We start from the raw sequence: 10,704 nt of genomic DNA on the forward strand, positions 1-10,704 counted from the left end.
TCCGAAACTCCCTGGACCGTACGGCAATGCCGCTCGGTGTCCGAGTAGTAGCGGTCTTCACCCCGTGCGACGTTGTTGCCCACTGCACCGCCGACGACGGCTCCAGCCACCGTCGCAGCGCGCCGGCCGTCGCCTTTTCCAACCGTGCTTCCGAGCACGCCTCCGACAATGGCACCCAAGACGGTTCCGCCTGCCTTGTTGCCACTCTCGACATGCCGTTCGACTGGAACATCCTCGCATTCGCGACGCGGGACGCTCGTCTGCACTTGATCATAGATCGGGTCGACTCGCAGCACGTCAGCCCACGTCACCTTCGCGTTGTCGTCAGCCGGCTCCTGCCAGCGATCCTGCGGCCTGTCCTGCGCAGCGACCTGGCTTGCAACGAAGAGCAGCCCGATAGCCGATGAAACGATTGCCTTCATCACGATCTCCGAACCTTTGCGCGCGTCCGGTGGAGCCGGACTTTGGGGCCTTGGTCGCACCCGACGCGGAATCAGGCAGGCATTGAATCACTCCGACACTGAACCCAGACCCAAGCCGGTACGGAGCCGTCCCTGGCAACGCCATCGTTCGATGCGCCTGGATCTGCCCCATCACGGCCCCCTGCTATCATCGCGGGCCCGCACGAACGCAACCCGAAGCGCACGATGCAATTGCGACTCCACAACAGCCTGACGCGGCGTACCGAAACCTTCGTCCCGGCCGATCCGGCGCGCGTGACGCTGTACGTCTGCGGACCGACGGTCTACAACTACGTGCACATCGGCAACGCGCGCCCGTCCGTCGTGTTCGGATTGCTTGCCCGTTTGCTCAAGCGCTTGTATCCGAACGTGGTCTACGCCCGCAACATCACCGACGTGGACGACAAGATCAACGCAGCCGCGAGTGGGGCCGGCGTGCCGATCACGACCATCACCGATCGCTATACCGCCGCCTATCACGAGGACATGGCGCGCATCGGCGCCGACGTTCCGGACGTGATTCCGCACGCAACCGACCACATCGCGCAGATCATCGCGATGTGCGAACGGCTGATTGCGAGCGGTCATGCCTACGCTGCCGAAAACCATGTGTTGTTCAACGTCGACAGTTACGCCGACTACGGGCGGCTTTCGGGTCGTTCAACGGACGACATGATCGCCGGCGCACGCGTCGAGATTGCTCCATACAAGAAGAACCCCGCCGATTTCGTGCTGTGGAAACCGTCGTCGCCAGACCTTCCGGGCTGGGAAAGCCCCTGGGGTCTCGGTCGACCAGGCTGGCATATCGAATGTTCGGCGATGGCCGAGGCGCATCTGGGCGACACGATCGACATTCACGCCGGCGGCAACGACCTGATGTTCCCGCACCACGAGAACGAGATCGCACAGAGCACCTGCGCGCACGGCGGCAAGGTGTTTGCGCGGTACTGGCTGCACAACGGCATGCTGACGTTCGATGGCCGAAAGATGTCGAAATCCCTTGGCAATGTGCTGGTGCTGCACGACCTGCTCGACCGCTATCCCGCCGAGGTGCTGCGCTTCCTTCTGCTCAAAGGACACTATCGCCAGCCGCTGGAGTGGTCGGATACGACATTGCAGCAGTCACGGGCGACTCTCGACGGCTGGTATGGCGTGCTGCGCGACCTCGCCGATATCGACGTTCCGCCGGATCACATGGAGGTGCCGGCCTCCGTCGAAGCCGCCCTTCTCGACGATCTCAACACACCCGACGCGTTTGCCGCGGTCGCCGGATTGGCGAATGCCGCGCGTGCCGCAAGGTCGGCCGACGAAAAACGCGACGCCAAGGCGGCGCTGCTTGGCGCAGGTCGACTGCTCGGCATCCTGCAACAGGACGCCGAGCAGTGGTTCCGCCAGACACCCTCGGGCAAGGTCATCGACGAAGTGGAAATCGAGCGCCTCGTTGGCGAGCGCGCAGCGGCAAAGAAAGCCCGCAACTTCGCCGAGTCGGATCGCCTGCGCGACGCATTGCTCGCGATGGGCATCCTCGTCGAGGACACCGCACAGGGGCCGCGATGGAAAACCGTGAGCACCGATGATCGCGCCGTCTGACCCGCAGGAAGCGAGTGCGCTCGAGGCGCAGTCGACGATTGCCGAGGAATTTGCGTACTTCGGCGACTGGACCGAGCGCTACCAGTATCTGATCGACCTGGGTCGCAAGCTGCCTGCGCTTCCGGACGCGTTGAAAACCGACGCCTACAAGGTGCACGGCTGCCAGTCGCAGGTGTGGCTGGTGCCGGGTGGAACCGCGCAACGCCTCGATTTCAGTGCGATCAGCGATTCGTCGATCGTTTCGGGATTGATTGCGTTGGTGCTTCGCGTCTACTCCGGGCGTTCTGCCGAAGAGATCCTCGCCACCGAACCGGATTTCATCGAATCGATCGGCCTGTCGAAACATCTGTCACCGACCCGCTCGAACGGCCTCGCCGCGATGCTCGCGACAATCAAGCAGCACGCGCGCGGCATGCTCGACACGCAAGCACCGGATGCAACAAACGGCGGCGTTTAGGAAGTCGCGCATGGAATGGCGTCAATGGATCCCGTCGCCGTCTGATCCATGGGTGATGCGTAGACCTGCAGCGCGCAGCGGACCGTTTGCGTATTGATCTTCGCGATGGCGTCGGCTGCCTGATAGCCGCCCGCAACCGACACGACGATCGGAATGGCAAGGCGGCGCGCCATGCCGAACACGATGAGATCGCGCTCCATCAATGCATCGTCGGTGAATCCGCTCTGCCCTTTCGGATCCAGCAGGTGGCTGTCCGCGCCCGCCTGTGTTCGTGATCACCATTCAAAAGCGCACGACCAGCGTCGCGGGCTCCGGCAACTCCCTGTGGATGACGGGGTTTCTCGATGTCGTCTACGGGCTGCAAACGATCGACGTCATCGGTCTGGCGTCCGATCCTTCCGCCTTGGTCCGACGGGTCGAAGCCCATCGGCCGGGCGTCGTGATCATCGAAGTCGACATGGTTGCGCAGCTGCGCCCGCTCCTTTCGCCAGACATCGCTTTGCCACGCATTCTGGTGGTCGGTGCCAATGCGCACGCGGGCACCCGACCGCCCTTCGGAGATGCGTTCGCCTGCGGATACATCGCGGAGCGGGCTCCGCCATCGGCCATCGCCGACAGCGTGCGAATCGTGGCGGATTGTCCTGAACCACGTGCCGGAGGCGCCGCATGCGCAACCTGCGTGGTGCCGCGAACGTGCCGACCTCTCAAGCTCCCGCTTTCCGCGCGCGAGAACGAGATTTTCGTCCTCCTCGGCTGGGGCAGGGGTCCAAGCGACATCGGTGCGGAACTCGGGATCCGCATCAAGACGGTGGAAGCACACTGCGAATCACCCAAACGAAAGATGTCACTCGAATCGACACGGGCGCTGCGCGACGGGGGTTCCTGTGGAGGGACGGCAATCTGCTTTCTCGGCCTGAAACGTCCTCCAACATCTGGGAGACCGGCTTGAGCCGATTCGGGCTGCCGATGCCGGCTCGCCCGGTCGCGGCGTGCGCTGCACGATTGATCATCCCTCAGCGCGCGACCGTCTGCGGGCCGTTCAATCTCGCCGACTCGTACACGAGCAGATGCGCGAGCGCCGACGAGAGCAGCGGCGTGTCCAGGCCGCTCGATTCCGCACGCAAACGCAAATCACCGAGGATGTGCTCGCACTCGGTGCGAGCACCCCGTTCGAGATCGCGCAGCATCGACGCTTTCAGCGGCGAGCCTTTCGCGGAGAGTATTCGAGCGGCTTCCGCAACGGCTGCATCCGACAGCGCATGACCGCACCCGTCCGCCGTTGAGCGGCATTCCGCGTACAGACGCTTGACGATCTCCATGCCTTCCGCCGTTGCAACGATCTCGCCGATTGAGCCGCGCATCAGGCAGGTCGCACCGGCCAACGTCGTGATGAACGCGAATTTCTCCCACATCGCCAGCGTGATGTTGGAGCTGTGGACCGCCATGGGCCCAAGCTGGAGCAGTCCGGTGGTGACGGTCTCCGGAACGGATCCGGTCCCATCGCGGGCCCCGAATGTCAGCCGTTCCAGCGCACCAAACTGGCGGATCGAACCGTCGTCGTCGAGTGTCACCGAAATATGGGCCAGACCGCCGAGAACGCGCGAAGCACCAAACGCCGCATCGAGTGCGTCGAGGTGACGCATCCCGTTGAGCAGCGGCACAACCCGCGTGCGTTGACCGATTCCCGGCGCGATCGATGCAACCGCCGAATCGAGATCCCACGCCTTGCAGGACACGAGCGCGACGTCGTAGTCCGTTTGCGGATCGACCGACGTGATCGCATTCACCGGCCGGGCAAAGTCGCCCCGTTCGCTGTGCACGCGCAATCCATCGGCCGTGAGGATCGCCGCGCGCGTGGAGCGCACCAGGAAATCCACCGCGTGACCGGCTTCGATCAAGCGCGCTCCAAAGTAGCCACCGATGGCACCGGCGCCGAGGATCAGTACGCGCATCACGAACACCTACATCGTGTGGGTCGGGCGTTCCTGAGTCAGGATGCCGGCGAGGATCGATTCGATCTTGGTGCGCGCGGTTTCGCCATCCGAGGATTCGTTGAACTGCACGCCAATCCCCGCCATGCGGTTGCCTTGCGCACCGCCCGGGGTGATCCAGATGACCTTTCCTGCGACCGGAAGCCGGTCCTTGTCGTCCATCAGCGACAGCAGGATGAACACCTCGTCACCGAGGTTGTAGCGTTTGGCCGTCGGCACGAACAGGCCTCCACCGCGCACGAAAGGCATATAGGCATTGAACAGCGCGCCCTTGTCCTTGATCGCAAGCGACAGAATGCCCTGTCGAGGTGCGCCACCCATTGCCGGCGTTGCCATGTTCAAACTCCCCGTGGAATCGTACGGCGCGCGGGCCACGCAGCGAGCAGGTCCAGCAGGACCAGATCGACGCGAACCGTCGTTGCGAGCAGTCCGCGCGCGCGATTTGCGCGCCCGAACCACGCCGCTAGCTTCGGGATTTCCGCAAGCGCGGTCAAGCCGAGACTTCCGGACCGCCCCACGGCAAGCAGGCGCGCCTCATCCCGCGCCAGCGCCGCAGCGAACCAAAGACGCTGATCGGGGCGATCGGCGAACCAGCGATCGGCGATCTCCGCCGGTGTGCGACGCCCTTCGGTCAACGCCAGCAGGTCTTCCGCACACGCCGCTCGCACCGCCAACGTGTCGTCCGCGCTCCACTCCAGCGCGCGGCCCGGATTGCCGAGGCTCGCGTCGAGCGCGGCTGAGGCCTCGCCCGCACCGATCTTCTGCGCGCGCAGCCATCCGAGAGCAACCTCATGGGTCGGCGCCGCGATCGCGATCCGCTGGCAGCGGCTGCGGATGGTCGCAGGCAAACGCGACGGATCGTCGGCCACCAGCACGATGACGGTTGACGATGCGGGTTCCTCAAGGGTTTTCAGCAGTGCGTTCGCCGCATTTGCATTCATGCGATCGGCCGGATCGATCAGCGCGATCTGCAGTCCACCGAACTGACTCGACAACGACAATCGCTGTGTCAGCGCGCGCAGCTGATCGACGGTGATCTCGGTGCGCAGCTTGCCGTCATCGCGCAGTTGGAACGTGACGCGCACCAGGTCGGGATGTGATCCCGCCGCGACCAGCAGGCAACTGCGACAGCGCCCGCACGCGTAGCCGTCGGAGTCGCGCTCGATGCACAACGCGGCGCGCGCGAACGCGTCGGCGAGCGCGCGCTTGCCCAAGCCGGCCGGACCCGCAATCAGCAAGCCGTGATGCAGCCGATTTCCGGTGAGCGCGCCGGCGAGGACGCGCCAGTTCTCGATGAGCCAGGGCTGCAGGGTCACGGGCGCGCACCCTGTTCGTCGAGCCACGCGTCGATCGCCGAGCACGCCGCATGCCGGACGTCATCGAGAGCAGCGCTCGCGTCGATCACGCGAAAGCGCGCGGGGTCGGCAGCAGCGCGCGCGCGATACGCGGCGCGCACGCGTTCGAAAAAATCGTCATTCTCCAGTTCGATGCGATCTGCTGCGCCGCGTGCACCGGCACGCGCGAGGCCTTGCGCCACGGGCAGATCCAGCAGCAGCGTCAGATCCGGTTTGATGACTGCCGCCCAACGCTCCAGGTCCTCGACTCGTGCGACCGGCTGACCGCGTCCACCGCCCTGATAGGCGTAACTGGCATCGGTGAACCGGTCGGACAGCACCCATCGACCCGCGTCCAGCGCGGGGATGATTGTCTCGCGCACCAGCTGCGCGCGTGCGGCGAACATCAGCAGCAGCTCGCTCTCGGCGCACACCTCCGTGCGCGCAGCGTCGAGCACCAGCGCGCGAACAGCTTCGCCAAAGACGGTTCCGCCGGGCTCGCGCGTGACGACCACATCGATTCCGCGCGAGGACAACTGCGTGCGCAACGCATCGAGCACGGTGCTCTTGCCCGCCCCTTCGCCGCCTTCAAGAGTGACGAGCTTTCCCTTCATGGGCCACGACGCAACTGATATTTCTGCACCGCGCGGTTGTGCGCTTCGAGCGTCGGCGTGAATTCGTGGCTGCCGTCACCGCGCGCGACGAAGTACAGCACGTCGCCGGGCGCCGGATGCAGCGCTGCTTCGATTGCGACAGCCCCTGGCAGCGCAATCGGAGTCGGCGGCAGTCCATCCCGCGTGTAGGTGTTGAACGGCGTGTCGGTCTCCAGGTCGGCGCGACGGATGTTGCCGGCATATCCGTCGCCCATTCCGTAGATCACCGTCGGATCGGTTTGCAGGCGCATGTGGAATTTGAGTCGGCGCGCGAACACCCCGGCGATCACCGGCCGCTCGGCCGGCTGCGCGGTTTCCTTCTCGACAATCGAAGCGAGGATCAGCGCCTGATACGGCGTTTCCAGCTCGGTGTCGCCCGCGCGAGCGACCCACAATTTCTCCAGTGTCTTCTGCATCGCCAGGTGCGCCCGCTTCAACACATCGAAATCGGATTCACCCTTCACCCAGGCATAGGTTTCCGGAAGAAACCAGCCTTCCGGCCTGCCGTCGGCGATGCCGACCCGCTTCGCGATGTCCTCGTCGGACGCGCCGGGCAAGGTCTGTTCAAGTCCGGGTTCGTTCGCGAGTGCCAGGCGTGCTTGCCGGAAGGTCCACCCATCGACGATCGTGAAACGATGCTGCACCACCTCGCCATCAGCCATGCGACGCAACAACTCGCGCGGCGTGATGCCCTGCGGCAACGCGTATTCCCCGGCGTGCAGGCGTCCGGCGACACCGAGCTCTCGCCCGAGCACGCGCCAGTAAGTCGCGTAACGGAATCCACCCGCGATGACGCCTTCGCGACGCAACTGGGCGACGATCAGCGGGTAGCTCGTTCCGCGCGCGACGTCGGTGGTTGCGTCGGCACTCGGCACCGGCAATGGGGCGTGTGTGTAGCGGTCATAGTCCAGCCAAGCGAACGCCGCGCCCGCCATCAAGCCGATGAGCAGCAGCAGGACGGCAACCCCTCCGACCGAGACACGCGAGACACGGGCGGGCGGGCGTTTGCGGGCGGTTCGTTTGCGCATGGGTCTTCCAGCGTAACCGGTGTATGGGGCACGGCGCGAGCCTCGCAGGCTGCGCCACAGTCAATTTGAAACAGCGTTCAATGCGTGAAGAAGGCCGCGCGCCTTTGCGCGCGTTTCCTCCAGCTCCTGCTGCGGCTGCGAGTCCGCGACGATTCCCGCACCGGCGCGGAAATGCACGCAGTCACCCTGCAGCGTGAGCGTGCGGATCAGGATATTGAGATCCAAGTCGCCATCGCGGTTCAGATAGCCGAAAGAGCCCGTGTAAGCGCCGCGCCCGACCCGCTCGATGTCGGCAATGATCTGCATGCAGCGTACTTTTGGACAGCCGGTGATCGTGCCACCGGGAAACACCGCCCGGATCGCATCCCCCGGCGTCACTCCATAGTGCAACAGCCCTCGCACGTTCGACACGATGTGATGCACGTGTGCATAGCTCTCGACACCCATCAACTCATCCACCACGACGCTGCCGGGGCGGCAGATGCGCCCGAGGTCGTTGCGTTCCAGATCGATCAGCATCACATGCTCGGCGCGTTCCTTCGGGTGCCCGACCAGTTCGCGCACGCTGACCACATCGTCGTCCACGCGCGCGCGGGTGCCGGCAATCGGGCGTGTCTGCACCACCTCGCCGCGAATCTCGATCAGGCGCTCCGGCGAGGAACTCACGATTGCCCAGTCTGCCGTCTGCAGCAGCCCGGCGAACGGCGCTGGATTGGCCCGACGCAGGGCCGCGTACAGGTCTGCAGCACGCGGCGACTCCGCGTGGTGCGCGCGCCACTCGCGCGACAGGTTGACCTGAAACACGTCGCCATCGGCGAGGTGGCGCTGGATCCGTTCGACTCCATCGAGGAACAGCGCAGGCGCGTCCTCGTCGACGGTACACGACGCAATGGACGCGATCTCCTGAATCGTCGACTCCACGTCGAGATCGGCCTGCAGAAGATCGATGAGTTCCTCTCGACCCTTTTCCGCAACGAGCCAGGTCCGATCGGCCTGGTGATCGACGATGATCGCCGCGGGACAGCGCAGCGCCAGCGCGATCGGCATCGCGGCGTCGCGCGACGGCGGCAATCGCAGCGACGGTTCGATCTCCGCAGCCAGCTCGTAACCCAGGTACAACAGCCAGCCGCCGCGGAACGGCAATCCGTGCGTTTCCATGTCCGGGGAAAGCCGCTCGGCCTGCCAAGCCTCATCGAGCGCTGCGAGAAAGGATGTTCCGACCACGTGCTCGTCGCGGTCTCTCACATGTCCGTCTGCTCCCAGTCGGAGCCACTGTTCGGGAAAGGCAAACAGGATGTCGTGTCGTGCGCGCGCACTCCCGCGCGCAACGCTTTCAAGGAAACCGGGATAGCGTGCGGGAAAGGAAGCCGCCAGCGGCAGGAGATCGCGTGCGTTTCCGACCGTGCGGACGATGGTACTCATCGACGCGGGCGATTCGGTGAGGCGCTCTACAACCGACGGAAAATGATCGTGCCGTTGGTGCCGCCGAAACCGAACGAGTTCGACAGCACCACGTCGAGCTCTGCATCGCGCGCAGTGTGCGGGACGAAATCGAGATCGCACCCTTCACCGGGGTTGTCGAGGTTGATCGTGGGTGGAACGATGCCGTCGCGCATTGCGAGGATCGAGAAGATCGCCTCGACGCCGCCGGCCGCTCCAAGCAGATGCCCGGTCATCGACTTCGTCGAGCTGACCATCAGCTTTTTCGCGTGATCGCCGAACACGGTCTTGATGCCCTGCACTTCGGCGGCGTCACCGGCCGGCGTCGAGGTGCCGTGCGCGTTGATGTATTGCACGTCGGCCGGATTCAGCCCTGCATCCTTCAGCGCAGCCGCGGCACAACGCGCGCCGCCTTCGCCATTCTCGCTTGGCGAGGTCATGTGGAACGCATCGCCGCTCATCCCGAAACCGACGAGCTCGCAGTAGATGCGTGCTCCGCGCTTCCTTGCATGTTCGTATTCCTCTATCACCAGCACGCCGGCGCCGTCGGACAACACGAATCCGTCGCGGTCGCGATCCCACGGTCGGCTTGCCTTGTGCGGTTCATCGTTGCGCGTGGACATTGCCCGAGCCGAGCAGAAGCCGCCGATCGCGGTGCCGACGGTCGAGAACTCGGCGCCACCGGCGACCATCGCGTCGGCGTCGCCGTACTGGATCAGGCGCATCGCGAGACCGATGTTGTGCGTTGCGGTCGTGCACGCGGTGACGCATGCGATGTTCGGCCCTTTCAGCCCGAGCATGATCGACAGATTGCCCGATGCCATGTTGATGATCGAGCTCGGCACGAAAAACGGCGAGATCTTCCGCTGGCCGTGTTCGTGATAGGTGATCGCTGTTTTCTCGATCGTCGCAATGCCGCCGATGCCTGCACCGACCGCCACACCGATGCGTTCCGCGTCGTGTTCGTGCGGATGCAGGCCGGCATCCTCCAGCGCCTGGACCGACGCCGCGATGCCATAGTGGATGAACGGGTCCATCTTCTTGACGTCTTTCGCCGCAACGTAGTGCGCCGGATCGAAATCGCGCACTTCACCGGCAATGCGCGTCGGGAACGTCGAAGCATCGAAGTGCGTGATCGGACCGATGCCGCTGTGGCCGGCGATGATGTTCGACCATGCGGTGGCGACATCATTTCCGACGGGGCTGATGATGCCGAGACCGGTGACCACGACGCGACGTTTGCTCATGACTGGATGCTGCCTCTACCTGGGGTGCAGTCGCCGGAAGGTGAGCGACTCATCGTGCCGCCATGCGCATCAATGCCAACATACGCGGGCGTGTGCAGCAGATCTCCAAAATGAAAGCTGCGCCTCGTGGGCGCAGCTTTCTTTGAAACCTGTCGCCGGAACGTCAGGCCTTGACGTGCGCCTTGACGTAGTCGACGGCCTGCTGGACGGTGGTGATCTTCTCGGCTTCCTCGTCCGGAATCTCGCACTCGAACTCCTCCTCGAGCGCCATGACCAGCTCGACGGTATCGAGCGAGTCGGCGCCGAGATCGTCCACGAAGGACGCGTTCGGCGTGACCTCATCTTCCTTCACGCCCAGTTGCTCGACGACGATCTTCTTGACGCGCTCTTCGATAGTGCTCATGTGTTTCAGGACCTCCGATCGGAATTCGTGCGACCCGCGGCGCGGCGCGCAGTGCGTGGGCAAGGCACCCGTGCAAGACGCGGCATTGTAGAGGAAGGCA

At 64.6% G+C, this 10,704-nt stretch carries 13 protein-coding genes; 3 read left to right on the forward strand and 10 right to left on the reverse strand.

Annotated elements, in window-relative coordinates:
- On the reverse strand, positions 1-422 hold a 422-nt coding region (locus ABIV12_RS07235), incomplete at its 3' end, for a glycine zipper 2TM domain-containing protein (protein WP_348057743.1).
- A gap of 225 nt (positions 423-647) precedes the next feature.
- Between ABIV12_RS07235 and cysS the strand changes: the two genes are divergently transcribed.
- Both cysS and ABIV12_RS07245 read left to right on the forward strand, forming a co-directional pair.
- Positions 648-2,051, forward strand: a complete 1,404-nt coding sequence (cysS, locus tag ABIV12_RS07240) for a cysteine--tRNA ligase (RefSeq protein WP_348057745.1) — start codon at positions 648-650, stop codon at positions 2,049-2,051.
- Positions 2,035-2,508: a SufE family protein gene (locus ABIV12_RS07245; protein ID WP_348057747.1), complete on the forward strand. Its 474-nt coding sequence runs from the start codon at positions 2,035-2,037 to the stop codon at positions 2,506-2,508. Before cysS ends, ABIV12_RS07245 begins: the two co-directional genes overlap by 17 nt.
- On the opposite strand, the gene ABIV12_RS07250 is transcribed toward ABIV12_RS07245, so the two are convergent.
- Positions 2,505-2,708, reverse strand: a complete 204-nt coding sequence (locus ABIV12_RS07250; RefSeq protein WP_348057749.1) for a hypothetical protein — start codon at positions 2,706-2,708, stop codon at positions 2,505-2,507. The genes ABIV12_RS07245 and ABIV12_RS07250 overlap by 4 nt on opposite strands.
- A 71-nt stretch (positions 2,709-2,779) precedes the next feature.
- On the opposite strand from ABIV12_RS07250, the gene ABIV12_RS07255 reads away from it, so the two are divergent.
- Positions 2,780-3,457, forward strand: a complete 678-nt coding sequence (locus tag ABIV12_RS07255) for a LuxR C-terminal-related transcriptional regulator (protein ID WP_348057751.1) — start codon at positions 2,780-2,782, stop codon at positions 3,455-3,457.
- 64 nt (positions 3,458-3,521) lie between these two features.
- On the opposite strand, the gene ABIV12_RS07260 is transcribed toward ABIV12_RS07255, so the two are convergent.
- The 8 genes from ABIV12_RS07260 to acpP all read right to left on the reverse strand — a co-directional run bounded on the left by ABIV12_RS07260 (position 3,522) and on the right by acpP (position 10,604).
- On the reverse strand, positions 3,522-4,460 hold the full coding sequence (locus tag ABIV12_RS07260; RefSeq protein WP_348057753.1) for a ketopantoate reductase family protein: 939 nt from the start codon (positions 4,458-4,460) through the stop codon (positions 3,522-3,524).
- Positions 4,461-4,469: 9 nt separating this feature from the next.
- Positions 4,470-4,820 (reverse strand): PilZ domain-containing protein, encoded by a 351-nt coding sequence (locus tag ABIV12_RS07265; RefSeq protein WP_348057765.1) that lies wholly within the window; start codon positions 4,818-4,820, stop codon positions 4,470-4,472.
- 17 nt (positions 4,821-4,837) lie between these two features.
- Positions 4,838-5,815, reverse strand: a complete 978-nt coding sequence (gene holB / locus ABIV12_RS07270; RefSeq protein WP_348057755.1) for a DNA polymerase III subunit delta' — start codon at positions 5,813-5,815, stop codon at positions 4,838-4,840.
- Complete coding sequence (tmk, locus tag ABIV12_RS07275) at positions 5,812-6,447, reverse strand: dTMP kinase (protein WP_348057757.1); 636 nt, start codon at positions 6,445-6,447, stop codon at positions 5,812-5,814. Before tmk ends, holB begins: the two co-directional genes overlap by 4 nt.
- Entirely contained in the window at positions 6,444-7,514 is a 1,071-nt protein-coding gene (gene mltG, locus ABIV12_RS07280) for an endolytic transglycosylase MltG (protein ID WP_348057759.1), read from the reverse strand. Before mltG ends, tmk begins: the two co-directional genes overlap by 4 nt.
- Positions 7,515-7,574: 60 nt before the next feature.
- Positions 7,575-8,936 carry an aminodeoxychorismate synthase component I gene (locus ABIV12_RS07285; RefSeq protein WP_348057761.1) on the reverse strand — a complete coding sequence of 454 codons (1,362 nt, stop codon included), beginning with the start codon at positions 8,934-8,936 and terminating at the stop codon, positions 7,575-7,577.
- Between the two features lie 26 nt (positions 8,937-8,962).
- Entirely contained in the window at positions 8,963-10,201 is a 1,239-nt protein-coding gene (gene fabF, locus ABIV12_RS07290; RefSeq protein WP_348057763.1) for a beta-ketoacyl-ACP synthase II, read from the reverse strand.
- Positions 10,202-10,364: 163 nt separating this feature from the next.
- Positions 10,365-10,604, reverse strand: a complete 240-nt coding sequence (gene acpP / locus ABIV12_RS07295) for an acyl carrier protein (RefSeq protein WP_067647511.1) — start codon at positions 10,602-10,604, stop codon at positions 10,365-10,367.
- Between the last annotated feature and the right edge of the window lie 100 nt (positions 10,605-10,704).

This window comes from Dokdonella sp., assembly GCF_039926425.1.
Taxonomy (GTDB): domain Bacteria; phylum Pseudomonadota; class Gammaproteobacteria; order Xanthomonadales; family Rhodanobacteraceae; genus Dokdonella_A.

Bases quoted from the DNA above. Each gene is read 5' to 3' on its own strand.
- ABIV12_RS07250 (WP_348057749.1), bottom strand. From the start codon at position 2,708: ATGGAGCGCGATCTCATCGTGTTCGGCATGGCGCGCCGCCTTGCCATT.
- cysS (WP_348057745.1), top strand. From the start codon at position 648: ATGCAATTGCGACTCCACAACAGCCTGACGCGGCGTACCGAAACCTTC.
- mltG (WP_348057759.1), bottom strand. From the start codon at position 7,514: ATGCGCAAACGAACCGCCCGCAAACGCCCGCCCGCCCGTGTCTCGCGT.
- fabF (WP_348057763.1), bottom strand. From the start codon at position 10,201: ATGAGCAAACGTCGCGTCGTGGTCACCGGTCTCGGCATCATCAGCCCC.
- ABIV12_RS07285 (WP_348057761.1), bottom strand. From the start codon at position 8,936: ATGAGTACCATCGTCCGCACGGTCGGAAACGCACGCGATCTCCTGCCG.
- acpP (WP_067647511.1), bottom strand. From the start codon at position 10,604: ATGAGCACTATCGAAGAGCGCGTCAAGAAGATCGTCGTCGAGCAACTG.
- ABIV12_RS07265 (WP_348057765.1), bottom strand. From the start codon at position 4,820: ATGGGTGGCGCACCTCGACAGGGCATTCTGTCGCTTGCGATCAAGGAC.
- tmk (WP_348057757.1), bottom strand. From the start codon at position 6,447: ATGAAGGGAAAGCTCGTCACTCTTGAAGGCGGCGAAGGGGCGGGCAAG.
- ABIV12_RS07245 (WP_348057747.1), top strand. From the start codon at position 2,035: ATGATCGCGCCGTCTGACCCGCAGGAAGCGAGTGCGCTCGAGGCGCAG.
- ABIV12_RS07260 (WP_348057753.1), bottom strand. From the start codon at position 4,460: ATGCGCGTACTGATCCTCGGCGCCGGTGCCATCGGTGGCTACTTTGGA.